Annotated in this window: 21 protein-coding genes; 5 read left to right on the top strand and 16 right to left on the bottom strand. The window is 68.0% G+C overall.

Features of this window, described 5'->3' with window-relative positions; all coding sequences use genetic code 11:
• Positions 1-67 precede the first annotated feature (67 nt).
• The 4 genes from trxA to AACH11_RS14655 all read left to right on the top strand — a co-directional run bounded on the left by trxA (position 68) and on the right by AACH11_RS14655 (position 4,303).
• A complete protein-coding gene (gene trxA / locus AACH11_RS14670) occupies positions 68-400 on the top strand; it encodes a thioredoxin TrxA (RefSeq protein ID WP_341374987.1) in 333 nt (110 codons plus the stop codon).
• Between the two features lie 400 nt (positions 401-800).
• On the top strand, positions 801-2,066 hold the full coding sequence (gene rho / locus AACH11_RS14665; RefSeq protein ID WP_341374986.1) for a transcription termination factor Rho: 1,266 nt from the start codon (positions 801-803) through the stop codon (positions 2,064-2,066).
• Between the two features lie 143 nt (positions 2,067-2,209).
• Complete coding sequence (locus tag AACH11_RS14660; protein WP_341374985.1) at positions 2,210-2,479, top strand: type B 50S ribosomal protein L31; 270 nt, start codon at positions 2,210-2,212, stop codon at positions 2,477-2,479.
• Positions 2,480-2,593: 114 nt separating this feature from the next.
• The gene (locus AACH11_RS14655) at positions 2,594-4,303 is read left to right on the top strand and encodes a hypothetical protein (RefSeq protein ID WP_341374984.1); all 1,710 of its coding nucleotides are present in this window, start codon (positions 2,594-2,596) and stop codon (positions 4,301-4,303) included.
• Here the strand turns inward: AACH11_RS14655 and phoR are convergent.
• The 11 genes from phoR to AACH11_RS14600 all read right to left on the bottom strand — a co-directional run bounded on the left by phoR (position 4,264) and on the right by AACH11_RS14600 (position 16,660).
• A complete protein-coding gene (phoR, locus tag AACH11_RS14650; protein WP_341374983.1) occupies positions 4,264-5,655 on the bottom strand; it encodes a phosphate regulon sensor histidine kinase PhoR in 1,392 nt (463 codons plus the stop codon). The two genes, AACH11_RS14655 and phoR, sit on opposite strands and share 40 nt — an antisense overlap.
• 10 nt (positions 5,656-5,665) lie before the next feature.
• The gene (phoB, locus tag AACH11_RS14645; RefSeq protein WP_341374982.1) at positions 5,666-6,421 is read right to left on the bottom strand and encodes a phosphate regulon transcriptional regulator PhoB; all 756 of its coding nucleotides are present in this window, start codon (positions 6,419-6,421) and stop codon (positions 5,666-5,668) included.
• A 171-nt stretch (positions 6,422-6,592) separates the two neighbouring features.
• Positions 6,593-7,300, bottom strand: a complete 708-nt coding sequence (gene phoU, locus AACH11_RS14640; protein WP_341374981.1) for a phosphate signaling complex protein PhoU — start codon at positions 7,298-7,300, stop codon at positions 6,593-6,595.
• Between the two features lie 49 nt (positions 7,301-7,349).
• Positions 7,350-8,135, bottom strand: a complete 786-nt coding sequence (gene pstB / locus AACH11_RS14635) for a phosphate ABC transporter ATP-binding protein PstB (protein WP_341374980.1) — start codon at positions 8,133-8,135, stop codon at positions 7,350-7,352.
• 56 nt (positions 8,136-8,191) lie between these two features.
• A complete protein-coding gene (pstA, locus tag AACH11_RS14630; protein ID WP_341375124.1) occupies positions 8,192-9,091 on the bottom strand; it encodes a phosphate ABC transporter permease PstA in 900 nt (299 codons plus the stop codon).
• A gap of 11 nt (positions 9,092-9,102) precedes the next feature.
• On the bottom strand, positions 9,103-10,068 hold the full coding sequence (gene pstC, locus AACH11_RS14625; RefSeq protein WP_341374979.1) for a phosphate ABC transporter permease subunit PstC: 966 nt from the start codon (positions 10,066-10,068) through the stop codon (positions 9,103-9,105).
• 65 nt (positions 10,069-10,133) lie between these two features.
• Complete coding sequence (gene pstS, locus AACH11_RS14620; RefSeq protein ID WP_341375123.1) at positions 10,134-11,165, bottom strand: phosphate ABC transporter substrate-binding protein PstS; 1,032 nt, start codon at positions 11,163-11,165, stop codon at positions 10,134-10,136.
• 201 nt (positions 11,166-11,366) lie between these two features.
• Positions 11,367-12,704, bottom strand: coding sequence for a phosphoglucosamine mutase (gene glmM / locus AACH11_RS14615; protein WP_341374978.1), 1,338 nt, complete (start codon positions 12,702-12,704; stop codon positions 11,367-11,369).
• 146 nt (positions 12,705-12,850) lie between these two features.
• Positions 12,851-13,696 carry a dihydropteroate synthase gene (gene folP, locus AACH11_RS14610; protein WP_341375122.1) on the bottom strand — a complete coding sequence of 282 codons (846 nt, stop codon included), beginning with the start codon at positions 13,694-13,696 and terminating at the stop codon, positions 12,851-12,853.
• 154 nt (positions 13,697-13,850) lie between these two features.
• Positions 13,851-15,767 (bottom strand): ATP-dependent zinc metalloprotease FtsH, encoded by a 1,917-nt coding sequence (gene ftsH / locus AACH11_RS14605; RefSeq protein ID WP_341374977.1) that lies wholly within the window; start codon positions 15,765-15,767, stop codon positions 13,851-13,853.
• 209 nt (positions 15,768-15,976) lie between these two features.
• The gene (locus tag AACH11_RS14600; protein ID WP_341374976.1) at positions 15,977-16,660 is read right to left on the bottom strand and encodes an RlmE family RNA methyltransferase; all 684 of its coding nucleotides are present in this window, start codon (positions 16,658-16,660) and stop codon (positions 15,977-15,979) included.
• A gap of 34 nt (positions 16,661-16,694) precedes the next feature.
• Here AACH11_RS14600 and AACH11_RS14595 point away from each other — a divergent pair, with 34 nt between their 5' ends.
• Positions 16,695-17,168 (top strand): YhbY family RNA-binding protein, encoded by a 474-nt coding sequence (locus AACH11_RS14595; RefSeq protein ID WP_341374975.1) that lies wholly within the window; start codon positions 16,695-16,697, stop codon positions 17,166-17,168.
• Positions 17,169-17,249: 81 nt separating this feature from the next.
• Here AACH11_RS14595 and AACH11_RS14590 read toward each other — a convergent pair whose 3' ends face one another.
• From AACH11_RS14590 to AACH11_RS14570, 5 genes are all read right to left on the bottom strand, one after another.
• Positions 17,250-17,723, bottom strand: a complete 474-nt coding sequence (locus AACH11_RS14590) for a DUF4149 domain-containing protein (protein WP_341374974.1) — start codon at positions 17,721-17,723, stop codon at positions 17,250-17,252.
• A gap of 103 nt (positions 17,724-17,826) precedes the next feature.
• Positions 17,827-18,303 carry a transcription elongation factor GreA gene (gene greA, locus AACH11_RS14585; RefSeq protein WP_341374973.1) on the bottom strand — a complete coding sequence of 159 codons (477 nt, stop codon included), beginning with the start codon at positions 18,301-18,303 and terminating at the stop codon, positions 17,827-17,829.
• Between the two features lie 150 nt (positions 18,304-18,453).
• Positions 18,454-21,729, bottom strand: coding sequence for a carbamoyl-phosphate synthase large subunit (carB, locus tag AACH11_RS14580; protein WP_341374972.1), 3,276 nt, complete (start codon positions 21,727-21,729; stop codon positions 18,454-18,456).
• A gap of 21 nt (positions 21,730-21,750) precedes the next feature.
• The gene (gene carA / locus AACH11_RS14575) at positions 21,751-22,929 is read right to left on the bottom strand and encodes a glutamine-hydrolyzing carbamoyl-phosphate synthase small subunit (RefSeq protein WP_341374971.1); all 1,179 of its coding nucleotides are present in this window, start codon (positions 22,927-22,929) and stop codon (positions 21,751-21,753) included.
• A 344-nt stretch (positions 22,930-23,273) separates the two neighbouring features.
• Positions 23,274-23,684 (bottom strand): GlcG/HbpS family heme-binding protein, encoded by a 411-nt coding sequence (locus tag AACH11_RS14570; protein WP_341374970.1) that lies wholly within the window; start codon positions 23,682-23,684, stop codon positions 23,274-23,276.
• Between the last annotated feature and the right edge of the window lie 138 nt (positions 23,685-23,822).

The raw sequence follows: 23,822 nt of genomic DNA, 5'->3' as shown, positions 1-23,822 counted from the left end.
CAGAATTCCTCTCAGAACGGAGCGGACAGACCGTCGCACCGCGGACCCCCTGCCACAAGGAAGAACGATGAGCAGTGACCTGATCAAGCACGTGACCGACGCCAGCTTCGAGGCTGACGTGCTGAAGTCCAGCACCCCGGTGCTGGTCGACTACTGGGCCGAGTGGTGCGGCCCGTGCAAGATGATCGCCCCGATCCTGGACGAGACGGCCAAGGAGATGGGCGACAAGGTGGTCATCGCCAAGATGAACGTGGACGAGAACCGGGAAGTGCCGGCCAAGTTCGGCATCCGCGGCATCCCGACGCTGATGATCTTCAAGGACGGCCAGCTGGCCGCCACCAAGGTCGGCGCCCTGTCCAAGGCACAACTGGCCGCGTTCATCGCCGCAAACGTGGGCTGAGCCTCCCGGCAGCTGCCCTATAATGCCCAGGTCGGGCGGACTGACATTCTGAGCCACGGGGCTCCGGACCTCTCCGCCCGCCGATTGCCACCACGCCGCCGCGCGCCGCGATCCAGGTTCATCCCGGGTACGGTCCGTGAAAGCGACAGGGTCCCCGGACCCTGGCACCGCGCCGCGTGGTCCCGGCCCCTCCCCCCGTCCTGCCCTGAAGTCGTGTGACGGCCCGACCCATCGTCGGACCGCCGAGCCACGCCGGCCTGTGCCGCCGCGGCCCCGCATGCACTCGCAGTTCCTGCGCCCGATCCGGCGTGGGTCTCCACAGGACGGCCGCGTGGCCGTGTGACCGGTCCGGTGGTCCTGGCAAGACCACCCCCGGCCTACCCCCAGGGTGATACCCGACATGCATCTGTCCGAACTGAAGGCGCTTCACGTCTCCGAGCTCATCAAGATGGGCGAGGCGCTGGAGATCGACAACGTCGCTCGCCTGCGCAAGCAGGAGCTGATGTTCGCCATCATGAAAAAGCGCGCCAAGGCCGGCGAACAGGTGTTCGGCGACGGCGTGCTCGAAGTGCTGCCCGACGGCTTCGGTTTCCTGCGCGCGATCGACACCAGCTACATGGCGTCGACCGACGACATCTACCTCTCGCCGAGCCAGATCCGCCGCTTCAACCTCCACACCGGCGACCTCATCGAGGGCGAGGTGCGCGTCCCCAAGGACGGCGAGCGCTACTTCGCGCTGGTCAAGGTCGACCGCGTCAACGGCCTGACCCCCGAGGAGAACAAGCACAAGATCATGTTCGAGAACCTGACCCCGCTGTTCCCCAAGGAACAGTTCAGGCTCGAACGTGACGGCTTCAAGGGCGAAGAGAACGTCACCGGTCGCATCGTCGATCTGATCGCGCCGATCGGCAAGGGCCAGCGGGCGCTGCTCGTCGCGCAGCCCAAGACCGGCAAGACGATCATGATGAAGCACATCGCGCACGCGCTGGTGGCCAATCATCCCGAGATCCACCTGATCGTGCTGCTGGTCGACGAGCGGCCCGAGGAAGTGACCGAGATGCTGCGCACCGTGCGCGGCGAGGTCATCAGCTCGACCTTCGACGAGCCCGCCGCACGCCACGTGCAGGTGGCCGAGATGGTGATCGAACGCGCCAAGCGTCTGGTCGAGCTGGGCAAGGACGTGGTCATCCTGCTGGACTCGATCACGCGCCTGGCCCGCGCCTACAACAACGTGCTGCCCAGCTCCGGAAAGGTGCTGACCGGCGGTGTGGACGCCAACGCCCTGCAGCGCCCGAAGCGCTTCTTCGGCGCGGCCCGCAACGTGGAAGAAGGCGGCTCGCTGACCATCATCGGCACCGCGCTGATCGACACCGGCTCCAAGATGGACGAGGTGATCTACGAGGAGTTCAAGGGCACCGGCAACTGCGAGATCCACCTGGATCGCCGCATGGCCGAGAAGCGCGTCTACCCCTCGATCCAGATCAACAAGACCGGCACCCGCCGCGAAGAGCTGCTGCTCAAGCCCGAGATCCTGCAGAAGACCTGGATCCTGCGCAAGCTGCTCTACAACATGGACGAGATCGAGGCGATGGAGTTCGTCCTCGACAAGATGAAGGCCACCAAGACCAACATCGACTTCTTCGACATGATGCGTCGAGGCGGTTGAGGTGGCACCGCCGGGCTGCCGCAAGCCGCCCGGCAAACGGCCGTGCACCGCAAGGTGCCGGCCAGACGCTATAATCTCGTGTTTTACATCGGCAAGTGCGCTGCATGGTGCAGCGTGGCTCCCGCACAGCCCAGAGCGTGACCATGAAAGACGGCATCCATCCCAACTACCGCGACGTCTGCTTCGTCGACCAGTCCAACGGTTTCAAGTTCGTGACGCGTTCCACCGTCTCGACCAAGGAATCGGTCAAGATGGACGACGGCCGCGAGCTGCCGCTGGTGAAGCTGGAAACCACCAGCGAAACGCACCCGTTCTACACCGGCACGCAGAAGAGCGTGGACAGCCTGGGCGGTCGCGTCGAGAAGTTCCGCAACAAGTTCGCCCGCGTCGGTCTGGCCAAGAAGTCGGCCTGAGCCTTCCGCGGCTCCTTCGGCGCGTGGCTGCGGCCCGCGCCCTGCATCAGGGCAGCTTCGGCTGCCCTTTTTCATGCCCGTCCGCCGGATGACCGGCGCATGACCGCCACACCGATGCCGCTGTCTCCGAATCCCGCCCTGGTCACACGCGAGGCCGTGCGGCGTCTGCCGCGCTGGGCCCTGCTGGCCCTGTGCACCGCCTACCTGCTGCCAGGGCTGTTCGGGCGTGATCCCTGGCGCAGTGCGGATCTGGTGGCCTTTGCCCAGATGCTGTCGCTGGCCGAGGGGCGCAGCCCGTGGCTGGCGCCGATGCTCGGCGGAATCAGCACCCACGCGGCGCCCCTGCCCCACTGGATCGGCGCCTGGGCGATCCAGCTGGGCCAGGGCTGGCTGGACCCGGCGCTCGCCGCCCGGCTGCCGTTCACGGCGCTGCTGGCGTTGACGCTGCTGGCCGTCTGGCGCGCGACGTTCCACCTGGCCAGCGCCGATGCCGCCCAGCCGTTGCGTCTGGCCTTCGGCGGGGAGCCACCGCGCCACGACTACGCCGCAGCCCTGGCCGATGGCGCGCTGCTGGCACTGATCGCCACGCTGGGCCTGCTGCAGCCCGGCCACGAGACCACCCCCGAACTGGCCCAGCTGGCCGCCATCGCCTGCTGGCAATGGGCGCTGGCGGCTGCGGCCACACCGCGCCGGCCGGGCGATGCGACGCCTGCGCTGCACGGGCGGGCCGGCGCGCGCATCGGGCTGCTGTGCAGCCTGCCGGCACTGGCCGCCTGCGGTGCGCCGACGCTGGCCGGCCTGCTCGTCGGCGGCAGCATGCTGCTGTGCTGGACGCCGCAACGCCGCGCGCTGCAGCCCTGGCTGCTGGCGTCGGCCGTGCTGGCCGCCATCGCCGCCTGGCCACTGCATGGCTGGGCTTGGCGCATCGGCGGCTGGCCGGACATCGGCGATCTGGTCAAGCTCTGGGCCTGGTTCCTGTGGCCGACCTGGCTGCTGGGCGCCTGGGGCGTCTGGCGCTGGCGGCAGCAACTGCTGCAGTGGCCGCTGGCCCTGCCCTTGCTGGTGCTCGGCCTGGCCCTGCTGGCCAGTGCCGCGATGAACGGCGCGCAGTCGGCGCTGCTGCTGGGCCTGCCCGGCATCGCGGTGCTGGCCGCCTTCGCCCTCCCGACCTTGCGCCGCAGCAGCGCGGCCGCCATCGACTGGTTCTCGGTCTTCGCCTTCACCCTGGTGGCCGCGCTGGTCTGGCTCTATCACCTGGGCATGCTGACAGGCACACCTGCCGCGGCGCTGGCCACCGCGCGCCGGTTGACACCGGGCTTCGAGCCGCGCGCGTCCTGGCTGCCGTTGTTGCTGGCGGCGGTGGCCACGCTTGCGTGGGCGGCGCTGGTGCGCTGGCGCATCGGTCGTCACGCGCCGGTCCTGTGGAAGAGCCTGGTGCTGGCCGCCGGCGGCGTCGGCCTGTCCTGGACGCTGCTGATGACCCTGTGGCTGCCCTGGCTGGACTACGCACGCAGCAACCGGCCGCTGGTGGACGCCCTGCGCCCCCACCTCGACCTTTCGTCGCGCGCCTGTGTCGCGGTACCGCAGGGCACGCCGGTGCTGGTGGCGGCACTGGAGTGGCATGGCCGCGTGCGCGTCGACGCCCGAAGCCAGAGCCTGGACGGATCCTGCTCCCGCGTCGTGATCGTCTGGCGCCAGTCGGCGGACACGCCACAGCCGCTGCATGCCGAGCTGGCCGCGGCGGGATGGCACGAACTGGCGCGGGTGCGCCGTCCGACCGAGCGTCAGGAGTGGACGCTGGTCTTCGCCCGCGGCGCCGACTGATCACCGGCCGCCACGGCGTCCGGCCGCACCACGCGTGCAGCGGGCAGCACCAGGCGGAAACGTGAGCCCTTGCCCGGCATGCTCTCGATGTCGAGCTCGCCACCGTGGCGCTGCATCACGTGCTTGACGATGGACAGACCCAGACCGGTGCCGCCCGTCTCACGGGCGCGGCTGGGATCCACCCGGTAGAACCGTTCGGTCAGACGGGCCAGGTGCTCGCGCGCGATGCCGGGCCCGTTGTCGTGCACCTCGATCACCAGACCGGCGTCATCGCGCAAGCGGGCCACCAGGCCGATCTGCCCGCCCGTGGGCGTGTAGCGCACGGCATTGGTCACCAGGTTCTGCACCGCGCTCAGCAACTCGGATTCACGGCCCGCGATGGCCACCCGCTCCGTCCACGAGTCGGTCAGCGCCGGCTCGGGCGGCAGCCACTGGTGGCGGCCACCGGACAGGGTCTGTCCATCGGCCAGCGCGCGCTGCAGCAGCTTGCCCAGTGGCGCCAGGCTGTCGGTGGGCGGCAGCGGGCTGCCCTCGAGCTGGGCCAGGGTCAGCAGATCGCTGACCAGGGCCTGCATGCGACCGGTCTGCTCGGACATCAGCGTCAGCACGCGGCCCCGCTCGGCGGCCGACAACGGCAGCGACTGCATGGTCTCGACGAAGCCGGCCAGCACGGTCAGCGGTGTGCGGATCTCGTGCGAGACGTTGGCGACGAAGTCACGCCGCATCGCCTCCGAGCGCAGGCGCTCGGTGACATCCTGGGTCAGCACCAGCTTCTGGCCCTTGCCGTAGCCACGCAAGATGAGCTGCAGGGTCGCCTCGCCGCCCCGCACGACGACGGTGACCGGCTGCTGCCAATCCGCATGCTGCAGATGCTGGACGAAGGCCGGCGCCCGCACCAGATTGGTCACCGCCTGGCCTTCATCACGCCGGGCATCGAGCCCGAGCTGCAGCGCCGCGGCCCGGTTGCACCAACCGATGCGGTCCTGATCGTCCAGCAGCATCACGCCATTGGGTGAGGCCTCGATGGCGGAAAGGAAATCGTCGAGACGCTGACGCTCGGCGGCCAAGGCACGATCCCGCGCACGCAGGCTGCGCTCGAGGCGATAGCCGAGCTCACCCCAGAAGCCCGGGCTGCGCGGCGCAGTGGCCTCGGGTGAGGTGCTGCGCAGCCAGCGCATGAGGCGCGCCACGCGCAGGGCATCGACGGCGAAGGCGGCGCTCACGCCGATGGCCGCACCCACCAACCATCCCAGGCGCTCGTGCCCGAGCCGCAGGCCCAGTCGATCGCCCAGCAGGGCGCCGGCCGCCATGGCCAGCAGGGTGAGCAGCAGACGCGGCAACAACCAGACCATCGCCGCTGCTTCAGGCCGCAGCCGAACGGACGAAACCGTTGCCGTCGGCCATCGGCTCGGACCCGCCGGCCGCCGGTGCGACGGGCTGTCGGGTCAGGCGATAGCCAGCGCCACGCACGGTCTCGATCATGGTCTGGCAGCCACCGGGCGACAGCGCCTCGCGCAGGCGCTTGACGTGGACATCGACCGTGCGCTCCTCGATGAACACATGGTCACCCCAGACCCGGTCGAGCAGCTGGGCGCGACTGTGCACCCGCTCCGAATGCGTCATCAGATAGTGCAGCAGACGGAACTCGGTCGGCCCCATCTTGAGCTCGCGCTCACCGGCGGCCACGCGGCGGGTCGACGGATCGAGCCGCAGCACTCCGACCGCCACCTGCTCGTCCAGCGCCTCGGGCGCCTTGCGGCGCAGCACCGCACGAATGCGGGCCATCAGCTCATTGGTCGAGAACGGCTTGGTCAGATAGTCGTCAGCGCCGGCATCGAGGCCGGCGATCTTGTCGCTCTCCTCGCCGCGAGCGGTCAACATGATGATCGGCAGCTCGCGGGTGCGGGCGTCGGCGCGCCACTGCCGCGCCAGCGCGATACCCGACTGCCCCGGCAGCATCCAGTCGAGCACGACCAGATCCGGCAGGCGTGCGTCGATCTCGCGTTGGGCCTGTTCGGCCGTCGCGGCCAGTGTCACCTCATGTCCGGCGTGACGCAGATTGATCGCGATCAGCTCGGCGATCGCCGTTTCGTCCTCGACGACGACGATGGTGCTCATCGATGATTCTCCCAGCAGCAGCCGCACCGGACAGGCCGGGCGGCAGGTCATGCGGTCCGCCGGGCTGCCCCGGGGAATCCGCTTCGCTAATACTTCAAATGAGGGCACCAAGAACCGGCACCCGCGAACCATCAGGTCCGCCGGATGCCGGCAGGCGGTGGCCGTGCGGTCTCAGCGCACGAGGTTCTCGACCTCGTCGACCGGGTTGTGGCGCACGTCCGTGCCCTTGACGATGTAGATGATCGCCTCCGCCAGGTTCTTGGCATGATCACCGACCCGTTCGATGGCCTTGGCGACGAAGACCAGGTCGATGGCCGACGAGATGGTGCGCGGATCTTCCATCATGTAGGTGATCAGCTTGCGCATCAGACCATCGAACTCCTGGTCGATCTGGTTGTCGTGCTTGAGCACGTCGACCGCGGCATCGGTGTCCAGGCGGGCGAAGGCGTCCAGTGCCTTGCGCAACTGAGCCGTCGCCAGCTCGCATTCGAAGGACAGATCGGCCACCGGCAGACGCATGCGGCTGGACACACCCGAGTTCAGCAGACGCTGCACGGTGCGGGCGATGCGCGCGGCCTCGTCACCGATGCGCTCGAGATTGCCGATGGTCTTGCTGACGGCGATCAGCAGGCGCAGATCGCGCGCGGTCGGCTGGCGACGGGCGATGATCGACGACAGATCACGGTCGATCTCGATCTCCATCGCGTTGACGCGCTCCTCCTGCTTGAGCACGGAGGACGCGACCTCGCCGCTGAAGTTCGACAGCGCGTGCACGGCCTGCGCGACCTGGGATTCGACCAGCCCGCCCATCTCGAGCACGCGGGTGGAGATGCCGGAGAGCTCCGCATCGAACTGCGAGGACAGATGCTTGTCGGCCATGGGGCGAGACTCCTGTGTCGGGAAGTTGGGACAGATGGGACCGGGCCACTCAGCCGAAACGACCGGTGATGTAGTCCTCGGTGTCCTTGCGCTTGGGCTTGGTGAACAGGTCGGAGGTCTTGCCGAACTCGATCAGGTCACCCAGGTACATGTAGGCCGTGTAGTCGCTGCACCGCGCGGCCTGCTGCATGTTGTGGGTGACGATGACCACGGTGTAGTCGTCCTTGAGCTCGGTGATGAGCTCCTCGATCTTGCCGGTGGAGATCGGGTCCAGCGCCGAGCAAGGCTCGTCGAGCAGCAGCACCTCGGGCTTGATCGCGATGCCGCGGGCGATGCACAGGCGCTGCTGCTGGCCACCGGACAGGCCGGAGCCACTCTGGTCGAGCTTGTCCTTGACCTCGGTCCACAGCGCGGCCTTCTTCAGCGCCCACTCCACCCGTTCGTCCATCTCGGGCCGGTTCAGGGTCTCGAACAGACGCACGCCGAAGGCGATGTTGTCGTAGATCGACATCGGGAACGGCGTGGGCTTCTGGAACACCATGCCGACCTTGGCGCGGATCAGGCTGACGTCGAGCTTGCTGTTGAGGATGTTCTCGCCATCCACCAGGATCTCGCCTTCGGCCCGCTGCTCCGGGTAGAGCTCGAACATGCGGTTGAAGGTGCGCAGCAGCGTGCTCTTGCCGCAGCCCGACGGCCCGATGAAGGCCGTGACCTTGTTCTCGGGCAGGTCCAGGTTGATGTGCTTGAGGGCGTGGAAGCCCCCGTAGTAGAAGTTCAGGTCACGGACCGAGATCTTGGCCTTCTCGGTGATCGGGGATTCGACGCGTGCGTCCATGTCGGGCCTCGGGCGGGTCGGGACAGGTGGAACCGTGGGGCGGGTCGCGCCGCGGCTCAATGCTTATTGCGCAGGAAGGTGCGCGCGATGATGTTGATGGCGAGCACGCCGATCGTGATCAGGAAGACACCGGCCCAGGCCAGTTTCTGCCAGTTCTCGTACGGGCTCATCGCGAACTTGAAGATCGTCACCGGCAGGCTGGCCATCGGCTCGCCCAGGTTGCTGGTCCAGAACTGGTTGGACAGCGCGGTGAACAGCAGCGGTGCGGTCTCACCGGAGATGCGCGCGACCGCCAGCAGGATGCCGGTGATCACGCCGGCACGGGCGGCCTTCAGCGTGACCGACGAGATGACCTTCCACTTCGGCGTACCGAGGGCGTAGGCGGCCTCGCGCAGCGCGTTGGGCACCAGGCTGAGCATGTTCTCGGTCGTGCGGATGACCACCGGGATGACGATCAAGGCCAGCGCCAGCACGCCGGCCAGACCCGAGAACGTGCCCACCCGGGCGACATAGGCCGAGTAGATGAACAGGCCGACGACGATGGACGGCGCCGACAGCAGGATGTCGTTGATGAAGCGCACCGCGTGGCCGAGCCACGAGCGCTGGCCATACTCGGCCAGGTAGATGCCGGCCAGCACGCCGATCGGGGTGCCGACCAGCGTGGCCAGCCCGACCATCATCAGCGAGCCGGCGATCGCGTTGGACAGCCCCCCGGTCTCGGCCTGCGGCGGCGGCGTCATCTCGGTGAACACCGCCAGACTCAGGCCGTCGGCACCCAGACGCACCGTCTCGAACAGGATCCAGACCAGCCAGAACACGCCGAAGACCATCGCCAGCAGCGACATCGTCAACGCGATGCGGTTGGTGATCTTGCGCCGACGGTAACGCGCCTCGCGACGGGCCTGCAGCGCAGCGCGTGAGGCCTGGTCGGCGACCTGGACGGAAGACGAAGGCATGGCGGCGGTGTTCACGAGCGTGCTCCTTCGGCTTTCTTCAAGCGCGACAGCAAGAGCTTGGACAGGGACAGGACCACGAAGGTGATGAAGAACAGCACCAGACCGAGATAGATCAGCGAGGCCTGATGCAGGCCCTCACCCGCCTCGGCGAACTCGTTGGCCAGCGACGAGGCGATGCTGTTGGCCGCCTCGAACACCGACAGCGACTCCAGCTGGTTGAAGTTGCCGATGACGAAGGTGACCGCCATGGTCTCGCCGAGTGCACGGCCCAGGCCGAGCATGATGCCGCCGATGACGCCGGCCTTGGTGTAGGGCAGCACGACGCGGCTGACCACCTCCCAGGTGGTCGAGCCCAGCCCGTAGGCGGACTCCTTGAGCATGGGCGGCGTGACCTCGAAGACATCGCGCATCACCGACGCGATGAACGGGATGATCATGATCGCCAGGATGATGCCGGCCGACAGCAGGCCGATGCCCACCGGCGGGCCGGAGAACAGCGCCTCGAGCACGGGCACGCCGCGCGTCATGCGCTGCAGCGGCTGCTGCACGTACTCGGCCAGGATCGGACCGAACACCAGCAGGCCCCACATGCCGTAGACGATGGACGGCACGGCGGCCAGCAGTTCGACCGCGATGCCCAGCGGCCGCTTCAGCCACTTCGGCGACAGCTCGGTGAGGAACAGCGCGATGCCGAAGCTCACCGGCACGGCGATGACGAGCGCGATCAGCGAGCTCATCAACGTGCCGTAGATCATCACCAGGCCGCCGAAGCGTTCCTGCACCGGATCCCATTCGGTCGAGGTCAGGAAACCCAGACCGAACTCGCGGATGGCCGGCATCGCACCGACCAGCAGAGAAGCGACGATGCCCACCAGCAGGCTGAGCGTCAGCCAGGCGGAACCGTGGGTCAGGAAGGCGAACACCGAGTCCGCCCAGGGGGCGACCCGACGACGCGGAGATGACGAGAGCTGAGACATCAGGGGGTCCCCCAGAGCCGGCGTCCTCGGACGCCGGCAGGTTCGACGGTCAGGTGGTCAGCAGATCACTTGAACGGGACCGGCTTGCCGGCGGCGTCCTTGATCTGCTCGGCCCACTGCTTGCGCACCAGGGCCTTGACGCCATCAGGCAGCGGCACGTAATCCAGATCGTCGGCCATCTTGTCGCCGCTGGCGTAGGCCCAGTCGAAGAACTTCAGCGCGTTGCTGGCGCTCGCCGGCTTGTCCTGCACCTTGTACATCAGGATGTAGGTCGGGTTGGTCATCGGCCAGGCGTCCTTGCCCGGCTGCTCGGTCGTGACCTGGTAGAAGGACTTGTTCCAGTCCGCACCGGCGGCCGCGGCCTTGAAGGCGCTGTCGCTCGGATGAACGTAGACGCCATCCTTGTTGCGCATCTGCACGTACGTCATCTTGTTCTGCTTGACGTAGGCGTACTCGACATAGCCGATGGCGTTGGGCAGGCGCTGCACGAAGGCGGCGACGCCCTCGTTGCCCTTGCCACCCGCGCCGATCGGCCAGTTCACGGCGGTGTTCTCACCGACCTTGGCCTTCCACTCGGCATTCACCTTCGACAGGTAGTTGGTGAAGATGAAGGTGGTGCCCGAGCCGTCGGCACGGCGCACGACCTGGATGTCGGCATCAGGCAGCGGCACGCCGGGGTTCAGCGCGGTCAGCGCCGGATCGTTCCACTTGACGATCTTGCCGAGGTAGATGTCGCCCAGAACCTGACCGGTCAGCTTGATCTGGCCGGGCTGGATGCCCTTGATGTTGACCACCGGCACCACGCCGCCGATGGCGGCCGGGAACTGCAGCAGGCCGTCCTTGGCCAGTTCGTCGTCCTTGAGCGGCATGTCCGACGCACCGAAGTCCACCGTCTTGGCCTTGATCTGGCGGATGCCGGCGCCCGAGCCGACCGACTGGTAGTTGATGCGGGCACCCGTGGCCTTGTTGTAGGCATCGGCCCACTTGGCATACAGGGGCGCCGGGAACGTCGCGCCGGCACCGGTGACATCCTGGGCCCAGGCCGTCGTCGAGATCAGAGCTGCCGCCACTGCCGCTGCGCGCCACACCATCTGCATGAGATTCACCTTGAAGTGCTGTTCAGGAAGAGAACGCAGGGTGCAACTGCGCACCCCGTCGTCCGCTGCGGACTGTAGGCAGCCTGTGTGACAAGGCCGTGACGGGGCTGTCACACAATCGTCGCGGTGTCATATTGACAAAAAAGCCGCCCGCGCCGTCATCAACGGCAGGGGCGGCCCGGGTGGACGCGGTGATGCGGGTCAGCGGCGGGCGGCCTCGGCCAGTTGCTGGGCCAGCGTGCGGCCCAGCTCGCCATCCTCGGCCTCGACCATCACGCGCAGCACCGGCTCGGTGCCCGACGCGCGGATCAGGACACGCCCCAGGGAGCCCAGGCGCTCGCGGGCGACCGCGGTGGCCTCGGCCAGGTGAGGGTTGTCCTGCCAGCCCGCGAGGCTGGGCAGGCGGACGGCCAGCAGCGTCTGCGGAAACAGACGCACGTCCGCGAGCAGTCCGGCCAGACTGGTGCCGGCCCGCTGCACGGCCTGCAGCACCTGCAGCGCGCTGACGATGCCGTCGCCGGTCGTGTGCTTGTCCAGCGCCAGCAGATGGCCGGAGCCCTCGCCACCGAGCAGCCAGCCACGGGCCTGCAGCTCCTCCAGCACGTAGCGGTCGCCGACCTTGGCCCGCACCAGCTCGACATCGCGCGCGCGCAGCGCCGCCACGACCGCCTCGTTGGTCATCAAGGTGCCCACGGCGCCGGGGACGGCCTGACCCTGGGCGAGGCGATCCCGCACCATCACGTAGAGCAGCTCATCGCCGTTGTAGAGCCGACCTTCGCGATCGACCAGCTGCAGGCGATCGGCATCGCCGTCGAGGGCCACACCGTAGTCGGCACCCTGAGCCTTGACGGCGTCGACCAGCGCCTGCGGCGCGGTGGCGCCGACGCCGGCGTTGATGTTCAGGCCGTCCGGATGACAACCGATGGTGCTGACGTCAGCGCCCAGCTCGTGGAAGACGTCCGGCGCGATGTGGTACGCCGCGCCGTGTGCCGCATCGATCACCAGCTTCAGCCCGCGCAGCGACATGTCCTTGTCGACCGTGCTCTTGCAGAACTCGAGGTAGCGGCCCGAGGCGTCGTTCAGGCGCCGCGCCTTGCCGAGCCCGGCGGCATCGACCCACTGGGGGGCATCCTCCAGCGCCTGCTCGACCGCCACTTCCCAGTCATCGGGCAGCTTCTCGCCCCGCGCGGAGAAGAACTTGACGCCATTGTCCGCAAACGGGTTGTGCGAGGCGCTGATCACCAGACCCAGGTCCAGCCGCAGGGCGCGCGTCAGATAGGCGACGCCGGGTGTGGGCAATGGACCGGTCAGCAGCGTGTCGACGCCCGCCGACGCGAAACCCGCCTCCAGCGCCGACTCGATCATGTAGCCGGAGATGCGCGTGTCCTTGCCGATCAGCACCGTACGGCGAGCCTGGGGCGACTCGCGCCGAAGGACCCGGCCGACCGCATGACCCAGCCGCATCATGAAATCAGGCGTGATCGGGGACTGCCCCACCGTGCCGCGCACCCCATCGGTGCCGAAATAGCGTCGTGCCATCGTCGTGTGTTCCACTGCCGCCGGTCCTGGCCGGCCTTCCCCGGTCCACGGGCCCGGGTCTTCTCGACCACCGGCCCGCGTCCGTCCATCCATGTCCAGCCACGCACGCGTGGTCGGCCCCTCTCGTTCACCTCTTCTGACGGGTCTCAGCGGACTGCGGCCAGACCGGACGCGGCCCAGACCTTGAACGCATCGACCGTCTCGCGCACATCGTGCACGCGCACGATGCGCGCGCCGTGCTGCACCGCCGCCAGTGCGGCCGCCACGCTGGGCACCAGGCGCTCACCGACAGATCGCCCGGTCAGCAGCCCGAGGCTGGACTTGCGGCTCCAGCCCGCCAGCAGCGGCACGCCATCGACCAGCAACTCGCGCTGGCGCTGCATCAGGACCCAATTGTGTTCCGGCGTCTTCGCGAAACCGATGCCGGGGTCCAACACGATGCGGTCCTTTGACACGCCACCGGCCTGCAGCAAGGCGACGCGTTCGCGCAGAAAGTCCCGGACCGCGTGAACCACATCGTCGTAGTCGGTGAACTGCTGCATCGTGGCCGGCTCGCCGCGCATGTGCATCAGGCAGACGCCGGCCTGCGCGTGGGCCGCGACGGCCTCGACCGCACCCTCGCGCTGCAGCGCGCGCACGTCATTGATGATGTCGGCACCGGCGTCCAGCACCGCCCGCATGACGGCCGGACTGCTGGTATCGACCGACACCGGAACACCCAGCGTCACCGCCCCCCGCACGACCGGCAGTACCCGCCGCAGTTCCTCGTCGGCATCGGGAATGCGGGCGCCCGGTCGGGTGGATTCGCCGCCGATGTCCAGGATGTCGGCGCCATCACGCAGCAGCTGTTCACAGTGCCGCAGGGCGGCGTCCGCCTCGTCATGGCGACCGCCATCCGAGAACGAATCCGGCGTCACGTTGACGATGCCCATGACCAGGGGCCGGGCGGAGAGATCGAGGAAGAAACGACGGGTCTGCCAGCAGAGACTCATGGCGCAGGATGGGAGGAACAGGCCAGGGCCCGGAAAAGACGACGGCGCCACGTTCCGGGAAGAAACGTGGCGCCGACAGGTCGTGTACGGCCCGGCAGAAGCGGCCGTGACGTCGAACGGCGGGCTTCAGAGCGCCCGCCTCCGACCCTCTGCGTCAGGCCGCCGTGGCCGGCGCCCCATCGCCGACGGCGCCACTGCTGCCGTCACCGCTGCTGCTGCTGCGGGCGGCGACACCCGGCGTCCAGTCCTTGGGCGGACGCGGCGGCTTGCCGGACATGATGTCCTCGATCTGCTCGCCGTCGATGGTCTCCCAGTCCAGCAGCGCCTTGGCCATCGCGTGCATCTTGTCCTGGTTGTCCTCGATCAGCTTGCGGGCCACGCCGTACTGCTCGTCGATGATGCGGCGGACAACCTGGTCGACCTTGCGCATCGTCTCTTCCGACATGTTGGTCGTCTTGGTGACCGAGCGGCCGAGGAAGACTTCGCCCTCGTTCTCCGCATAGACCATCGGGCCGAGCTCGTCGGTCATGCCGTAACGGGTGACCATGTCGCGGGCGATCTGGGTCGCACGCTCGAAGTCGTTGCTGGCACCGGTGGTCATCTGGTCCATGAAGACCTCCTCGGCGATGCGGCCACCGAAGAGCACCGAGATGGTCGAGAGCATGCGGCCCTTGTCCATGCTGTAGCGGTCGCCTTCAGGCAGCTGCATCGTCACCCCCAGCGCACGGCCACGCGGGATGATGGTGACCTTGTGCACCGGATCGGTCTTGGGCAGCATGCGCGCCACCAGGGCGTGACCCGCTTCGTGATAGGCGGTGTTCTTGCGCTCCTCCTCGGGCATGATCATGGACTTCCGCTCGGGGCCCATCATGATCTTGTCCTTGGCGCGCTCGAAGTCGACCATCTCGACGACCCGGCCGTTGCGGCGGGCAGCGAACAGCGCGGCCTCGTTGACGAGGTTGGCCAGGTCGGCACCCGAGAAGCCCGGCGTGCCGCGGGCCAGGATGTCGGCCTTGATGTCCTGGCCGACCGGCACCTTGCGCATGTGCACGTTCAGGATCTGCTCGCGGCCACGCACGTCCGGCAGCGTGACGTAGACCTGACGGTCGAAGCGGCCGGGACGCAGCAGCGCCGGGTCGAGGATGTCGGGCCGGTTGGTGGCCGCCATCACGATCACGCCGAGATTGGTCTCGAAGCCGTCCATCTCGACCAGCATCTGGTTGAGGGTCTGCTCGCGCTCGTCGTTGCCGCCGCCCAGGCCTGCGCCCCGATGACGACCGACCGCATCGATTTCATCGACGAAGATGATGCAGGGGGCGCTCTTCTTGGCCTGCTCGAACATGTCGCGCACGCGGGCCGCGCCCACGCCGACGAACATCTCGACGAAATCGGAGCCCGAGATGCTGAAGAACGGCACCTTGGCTTCACCGGCGATGGCCTTGGCCAGCAGCGTCTTGCCGGTACCCGGAGGGCCGACCAGCAGCACGCCGCGCGGGATGCGACCGCCCAGCTTCTGGAACTTCTGCGGGTCCTTCAGGAAGTCGACCAGTTCCTTGACCTCTTCCTTGGCCTCGTCGCAACCCGCGACGTCGGCGAAGGTGGTCGAGTTGTTGGCCTCGTCCAGCATGCGGGCCTTGCTCTTGCCGAAGCTGAACGCCCCGCCCTTGCCGCCGCCCTGCATCTGGCGCATGAAGTACACCCAGACGCCGATCAACAGCAGCATCGGGCCCCAGCTGACCAGCAGACTGACCAGCAGCGAAGGCTCTTCGCGGCCACGGACGTCGAACTTGACGCCGCTGTTGATCAGATCGCCGACCAGACCGCGGTCCAGATAGGTCGCGGTCGACCGGATGCGCTTGTCATCGTTGGTCAGCGCGATGATCTCGGTGCCGCCATTGCCTTCCTGCAGCGTGACCTGCTTGATGCGCTTGGCACGCACCTCCTCGAGAAAGTCGGAATAGCCGATCTGAGAGCCCGAGGTCACTCCGCGGTCGAACTGCTTGAACACCGTGAACAGCACGAGTGCGATCACGAGCCAGACAGCGACCTTCGAGAACCATTGATTGTTCACCGCGGCTCCTTTAGCCAGTCCCGACCCGCATGGCGGCGGCAGGTAGCCGCCCGTACCCATCGGGTTCCACGGTAGATGGTGGCGATTCTAGTCGAGTCAAGTGCCGTGACTCCTGAGGGGACATGCGTCCATGAGAGGGGTTTCATCGGCCCTTTCGATGCAGCGCAAGGCCGCGGGTTCCGTCCGTGGGCGCGCCAGGAGGCCGCAGCTCAGCGCGACGGCGACTGACGCAGGCCGATGCCGACCAGAAAGGTCTCGGACGAACGGTCACGCGAGGCCTTGGGCTTGATCGCCTTGACCACACGGAACTGCCGCTTGAAGGCCTCGACCAGCTGGCTGTAGCCGCTGCCGTGGAAGACCTTGGCCACCAGCGCACCATCGGCCTTCAGGTGCTGCTGGGCGAAGTCCAACGCCAGTTCGATCAGATGCGCGATGCGGGCGGCATCGGTCACCTCCACCCCGGACAGGTTGGGCGCCATGTCCGAGACCACCAGGTCCAGCGGCCGACCGCCGACCGCGGCCTCCAGCTCGGCCAGGACGCCATCCTCGCGCATGTCGCCCTGGATGAACTGCACGCCTTCGATGGCTTCCATCGGCAGCAGGTCCAGCGCGATGATGGTGCCTTGCAGCTCACCGACCGCAGCGCCCCCCACGCCCGCCTGCTTCGGGGCGAAGCGACGGCGCAGATACTGGCTCCAGGCACCAGGACAGCTGCCGAGATCGACGACGACCTGACCCGGGCGCACCAGCCCCAGCGTCTCGTCGATTTCCTTGAGCTTGTAGGCCGCTCGGGCGCGGTAGCCTTCCTTCTGCGCGAGACGCACGTAGGGGTCGTGGACGTGGTCGTTCAGCCAGGCCTTGTTGACCTTCTTGCTCTTGGTCTGGGTCTTCATGGGTGTGTCCGGTTCAACAGGGGATAATACGGCGATGCCAGCGATTCAATTGACACCCGCCCAACGCAAGGACAAGCGGGGAGAAGCCCATCACCTCGATCCGGTGGTGATGATCGGCGCCGAGGGACTGACCCCTGCGGTGCTCAAGGAAACCGATGCCGCGCTCAAGGCCCATGGCCTGATCAAGCTGCGGGTGTTCTCGGACGACCGCACGGCGCGCGAAGCGCTGCTGGCGACCCTGGCCGAGCAGCTCGACGCAGCGCCGGTCCAGCACATCGGCAAGCTGCTGGTGCTCTGGCGGCCGATCCCCGAGAAGCTCAAGGAGCCCGGCGAGGACCGCAGCGCCGCGCCACGCGTGGTCAAGATCCTCAAATACAGCAAGAACGGCACCGGCCGGCCGACGATCAAGACCGTCAAGGTGCTCGGCAACGAGCGGGTGACCAAGGGCGGTCTGGTCAAGCGCTCGCGACCGAAGCCGACCAGCGTCAAGAAGAAGGTCCAGGACTGAATCTGGCCTGGCGCTCACCGCGGCCGGGCCCGTGCCCGGCCCCAGGTGAACAGGGCCTGCAGGTGAGCGCGACCGGACGGTTCAGCCCCGGTCCGCCACACGCCAGGCCAGCACCAGCCACAGCAGGGTCTTGAGCGCGAAGCACAGACTGCTGAAGGCATGCAGCTGCCCGAAGCTGAAAGGGCCCTGCCCTGCGCGGGCTGCCGGCAGCATCGGCTGCAAGGCGAAATAGCCGAGCACGGTCAGAAAGACCGTTCCCAGCAGCAGCACCATCTCGCCGCTGAACTGGGAGCCCGTGCCCGCCTCGGCCGCATCACGGGCCCGACGGCGCGCCCAGGCCAGCAACATCAGCGCCAGCATCAGGCCGCCCCACGCTTCGCGCACGAAGATGTGGGCGACCACCGCGCCGGCCTGGGCCCGCGGCAAGGTGGCGAAGGGCGCGGGCGTCGCGATCAGGGCCACGCACAACAGCACCCCGGCCCAGACAGCGGGCGCCAACCGCACGACCCGGGCCCATCGTGACGGCGGCATCACCGGTCGGTGGACTTCGTTCATCGACGGAGATCTCCTGGGCGGATGGAAGACCGAGGGAAGGCCGAGCCCCGCGTCCACACGGACCCCAACGGCCCGTGCCGACGACCGCGGGCCCGGCAGGCGCTCAGATGTAGCGGACCTCGACGATTTCCCAGCGCTTGACGCCGCCGGGCGCCTGGACATCCGCCACGTCACCGGCCTCCTTGCCGATCATGGCGCGGGCGATCGGGCTGCTGATGGAGATGCGCCCCTGCTTCAGGTCCGCCTCGTCATCCCCGACGATCTGGTAGGTGACCTGCTGGCCGCTGGCCTCTTCCTCGAGATCGACCGTCGCGCCGAACACCACACGGCCGCCGGCGTCCAGCGTGGACGGATCGATGATCTGCGCGGCCGCCAGCTTGCCTTCGACCTCGAGGATCCGCCCCTCGATGAAGCCCTGCTTGTCCTTGGCGGCCTCGTACTCGGCGTTCTCGGACAGGTCACCCTGGGCACGGGCTTCGGCGATGGCCTGGATCACGGCATGGCGCTCGACCGTCTTCAGACGGTGCAGTTCGGCCTTCAGCGCCTCGGCGCCACGCTTGGTCAGCGGAATGGTGGCCATGTCACGGCCTCCTGTCGTTAGGGTTCGGTTGCAGGGCGGCCCGCATGGCGCAGATCACGCGCACGGACCGCCGAAAAACAGTTCCGCCGCGCTTGACCCCCGGGCGGAACCCGGAGGCAAAGGCGGCGGAACGCGGATCGGGCGCGGAGTTTAAGCCAGTTCGCCGTGCAGTTCCTGCAGGCTGCGCACCGTCAGACCGGCCTGGTGCTTGAGCGCCTCGGTCGCCGCTTCACAGCCCGCCATCGTCGTGTAGTAGGTGACGCGGTTGGCGAGCGCGGCCGTGCGGATGTAGCGGCTGTCAGCGATCGCGGTGCGGGTCTCGTCGACGGTCGTGAACACCAGCTGGATCTCGCCGCCCTTGACCATGTCGGCGATGTGCGGGCGGCCGTCCTTGACCTTGTTGACGGTCTTGACCGGCACGCCGGCCGCCGCGATGGCCACGGCCGTGCCCTTGGTGGCGACGACCTGGAAGCCGAGGGCGTGCAGATCCTGCGCCACGGCCACGGCACGGGCCTTGTCGCCGTTCTTCACGCTGATGACCACGGTGCCGGCGGCCGGCAGGCGCGAACCCGCACCCAGCTGGCTCTTGAGCATGGCCTCGCCGAAGGTGGCGCCGGCGCCCATCACTTCACCGGTCGAGCGCATCTCCGGGCCGAGGATGGGGTCCACGCCCGGGAACTTGTTGAACGGGAAGACGGCTTCCTTGACCGAGAAGTACGGCGGCACGACCTCGCGCGGGGCCTTGCCATCGCGGCTCTTCTGGTCGACCAGCTTCTGGCCCGCCATGCAGCGGGCGGCGATCTTGGCCAGTTGCTGGCCGGTGGCCTTGCTGACGTAGGGCACCGTGCGCGAGGCACGCGGATTGACCTCCAGCACGTAGACCGTCCAGGCCTCGGGCCCGCCGGTCACGTCACCCTGCACCGCGAACTGCACGTTCATCAGGCCGACCACCTTGAGGGCCTTGGCCATCAGCGCGGTCTGGCGGCGCAGCTCGTCCTGCAGCACGGCGCTCAGCGTGTAGGGCGGCAGCGAGCAGGCCGAGTCGCCCGAGTGGACGCCCGCCTGTTCGATGTGCTCCATGATGCCGCCGATCATCACGTCGACGCCATCGCTGATGCAGTCGACGTCGACCTCGACGGCGTCGTCCAGGAAGCGGTCCAGCAGCACCGGCGACTTGTCGGACACGCGCACGGCCTCGCGCATGTAGCGCTCGAGGTCCTTGTCGCCGTGCACGATCTCCATCGCGCGGCCGCCCAGCACGTAGCTCGGGCGCACCACCAGCGGGTAGCCGATCTCGTTGGCCAGCACCATGGCCTGCTCTTCGGTGCGGGCGGTGCGGTTGGGCGGCTGCTTCAGGGCGAGCGTGTGCAGCAGCTGCTGGAAGCGCTCGCGGTCCTCGGCGATGTCGATGGAATCCGGCGTGGTGCCGATGATGGGCACGCCGTTGGCTTCCAGGTCCAGCGCCAGCTTCAGCGGTGTCTGGCCGCCGTACTGCACGATCACGCCGACCGGCTTTTCCTTGTCGACGATCTCCAGCACGTCTTCCAGCGTCACCGGCTCGAAGTACAGGCGGTCCGAGGTGTCGTAGTCGGTCGACACGGTCTCGGGGTTGCAGTTGACCATGATGGTCTCGTAGCCGTCCTCGCGCATGGCGAGGGCGGCGTGGACGCAGCAGTAGTCGAACTCGATGCCCTGGCCGATGCGGTTCGGGCCACCGCCCAGCACCATGATCTTCTTCTTGTCGGTCGGCTCGGCCTCGCACTCGCCGTCCACGGTCTCGTAGCAGCTGTACAGGTAGGCGGTCTGCGTGGCGAACTCGGCCGCGCAGGTGTCCACCCGCTTGTAGACCGGACGCACACCCGCGGCCCGACGCGCGCGGCGCACATCGTGCTGGTTGCTGCCCAGCAGCTTGCCCAGACGCTTGTCGCTGAAGCCCTTCTGCTTCAGGTAGCGCCATTCGGCGGCATTCAGGCTCTCGACCGTGCGGCCCTTGAGCTGGCCTTCGGTGCGGATGATGTCCTCGATCTGCGCGAGGAACCACGGGTCGATCGCGGTCTCCTCGTGGATCTCGTCGAGCGTCATGCCGATGCGGAAGGCATCGCCGACGAACAGGATGCGCTCGGGGCCGGGCTCGCCGATCTCCTCGACGATCTCGTCGCGGTCGGTCGACCGCTCGGTCAGGCCGTCGATGCCGGTCTCCAGGCCGCGCAGCGCCTTCTGGAACGACTCCTGGAAGGTGCGACCCATGGCCATCACCTCACCCACCGACTTCATCTGCGTGGTCAGGTGCGGATCAGCGGCCGGGAACTTCTCGAAGGCGAAACGCGGGATCTTGGTGACCACGTAGTCGATCGAGGGTTCGAAGGACGCCGGCGTCGCGCCGCCGGTGATGTCGTTCTTCAGCTCGTCCAGCGTGTAGCCCACCGCCAGCTTGGCGGCGATCTTGGCGATCGGGAAGCCGGTGGCCTTGGAGGCCAGGGCCGACGACCGCGACACACGCGGATTCATCTCGATGACGACCATGCGGCCGTCGGCCGGGTTGATCGAGAACTGCACGTTCGAGCCGCCGGTGTCCACGCCGATCTCGCGCAGGATGGCGATCGAGGCGTTGCGCAGCAGCTGGTATTCCTTGTCGGTCAAGGTCTGCGACGGCGCCACGGTGATCGAGTCACCGGTGTGGATGCCCATCGGGTCCAGGTTCTCGATCGAGCAGACGATGATGCAGTTGTCCGCCTTGTCGCGGACCACTTCCATCTCGTACTCCTTCCAACCAATGAGCGACTCCTCGATCAGCAGCTCGTTGGTGGGGCTCAGATCGATGCCGCGCTTGCAGATCTCCTCGAACTCCTCCGGGTTGTAGGCGATGCCGCCCCCGGTGCCGCCCAGCGTGAAGCTGGGGCGGATGACCATCGGGAAACCGGTGCCGCCGATCTCGGCCTGGATGGCCTTCTGCACGGCCCAGGCTTCTTCCAGCGTGTGCGCGATGCCCGACTTGGCCGACCCGAGACCGATCTTGGTCATCGCGTCCTTGAACTTCAGGCGGTCTTCGGCCTTCTCGATCGCGTGCTCGTTGGCACCGATCATCTCGACGCCGTACTTGGCCAGCACGCCGTGCTTGTGCAGGTCGAGCGCGCAGTTCAGCGCGGTCTGGCCGCCCATGGTGGGCAGCACCGCGTCCGGGCGCTCCTTGGCGATGATCTTCTCGACCACCTGCCAGGTGATGGGCTCGATGTAGGTGACGTCGGCCGTGTCCGGGTCCGTCATGATCGTCGCCGGGTTCGAGTTGACCAGGATGACCTTGTAGCCCTCCTGGCGCAGCGCCTTGCAGGCCTGGGCGCCGGAATAGTCGAACTCGCAGGCCTGGCCGATGATGATCGGGCCGGCGCCGATGATGAGGATGCTCTTCAGATCAGTACGCTTGGGCATTCTTCTTCTCCGCTTCCGTTCTCAGGCGTTCTTGCGAGCGGCCACGTGTTGGGCCATCAGCGCCGTGAAGCGGTCGAACAGGTAGGCGATGTCGTGCGGGCCGGGCGAGGCTTCCGGGTGGCCCTGGAAGCAGAAGGCCGGCTTGTCGGTGCGGGCCAGGCCCTGCAGCGTGCCGTCGAACAGGCTGACGTGCGTGGCCCGCAGCTGGGCCGGCAGCGTCGCGGCATCGACCGCGAAGCCATGGTTCTGGCTGGTGATCGACACGCGACCGTTGTCCAGATCCTTGACCGGATGGTTCGCGCCGTGGTGGCCGAACTTCATCTTGAAGGTCTTGGCGCCGGAGGCCAGCGCCATGATCTGGTGACCCAGGCAGATGCCGAAGGTCGGGATGCCGGTCTCGATCAGCTCGGCGGCGGCGGCGATCGCGTAGTCGCAGGGCTGCGGGTCGCCCGGGCCGTTGGACAGGAAGATGCCGTCGGGCTGGTGCTTGAGCACCTCGGCGGCCGGGGTCTTGGCCGGCACGACGGTGACCTTGCAGCCGCGGCTGGCCAGCATGCGCAGGATGTTGCGCTTGACGCCGAAGTCATAGGCGACGACGTGGTACTTCACGTCGGACTCGGCCAGCGTGCCCAGGCCCGTGCCCAGCTGCCACTCGGTCTCGGTCCAGACGTGCGGCTCGGCGGTGGTGACGACCTGCGCCAGATCCTGGCCGGCCATGCTCGGCGCGGCCTGGGCCTGGGCGATGGCCGCGGCGATGTCGGCGTCGGTCACGACGTGGCCGGCGGCGAAGGTGGTGATGCAGCCGTTCTGCGCACCGGTCGTGCGCAGCAGACGGGTCAGGCGACGGGTGTCGAGGCCGGCGATGGCCACCGTGCCCTCGCGCGCCAGATAGTCGGGCAGCGAGGCGCTCGAGCGGAAGTTCGACAGGCGGGCCGGCACGTCCTTGACGATCAGGCCGGCGGCGTAGACGCGTCCGGCCTCGACATCCTCGTCACTGACGCCGTAGCTGCCGATGTGCGGATACGTCAGGGTGACGATCTGGCGGCTGTAGCTCGGGTCGGTCAGGATTTCCTGATAGCCGGTCAGGGCGGTGTTGAACACCACCTCACCGACGGTCTGACCGGCCGCACCGATCGAGGTGCCCTGGAAGACCGAGCCGTCTGCGAGTGCGAGGATGGCGGGGGGCAGAACTGGCAGCAAAGGTAAGCTCCGGAAGTCGCGCGCAAGCCTGGGCGCCAGGGCCTCGCCTTCCGGTCGACGCACGTGGGCCTGAAGGCCGGCACGGTGTGCAAACGCCCTGCAGAGCAGGGCGCTGGAAGGGTGTCACGGCATCGACGGTGTCGAGCGCGACGGCTGCATCGCCCTCCACGACGGAACACGAGGGAAGGCGGCGCAGGGCCGACGTGATCCCGATTCGCCCCTGCACGACGGCACCGGCTGGTGCCGGATCAGACCGGACGATCGGAACCCACGCCAGGTTGCGGTGTTGGCGGGTAAACCGTCGAAGTATAACGCAGCGCCCCACCCGGCCTTCCGCGACCCGGTCAGGCGGCGGTCAGTGCGACGATACCGGCGCGGGCGATCTGGGCATCCTCGGAGGACTTCACGCCACTGACGCCGACGGCACCGATGCAGTGGCCGTCGACGACGATCGGCACGCCGCCCTCGAGCGTGGCCTGCAGCGTGGGCACGCTGAGGAAGGACACGCGGCCCTGGTTGATCATCTCCTCGTAGAGCCGGCTCTCACGGCGGCCGAGGGCCGCGGTGTGGGCCTTGGCCGGCGCGATGTGGGCCGAGACCGGCGCCGCGCCATCCAGGCGCTGCAGCCACAGCAGATGGCCACCGTCGTCACAGATGGCGATGGTCACGGCCCAGCCGTTGGCCAGCGCCTCGCGCTCGGCAGCGGCGGCGATGGTCTTGATGTCGTCGAGGGTCAGCAGGGGACGGGTCTTCATGAAGGTTCGCAGGTGCACGGGTCGGAGGGTGCCGGCGCGCGACGGGAGCGGCCGGCCGGCGACGCGGCCCCTCCTGTCGTCAGGGCCGCGTCAGCCTGGAAAACCCGCAGTGTGAACCGGTCCGCGCCTGCAGCGCTG

This window comes from Pseudaquabacterium rugosum (assembly GCF_038066575.1).
GTDB classification, from domain to species: domain Bacteria; phylum Pseudomonadota; class Gammaproteobacteria; order Burkholderiales; family Burkholderiaceae_C; genus Pseudaquabacterium; species Pseudaquabacterium rugosum.
This window is presented reverse-complemented; position numbering and strand designations above follow the sequence as displayed.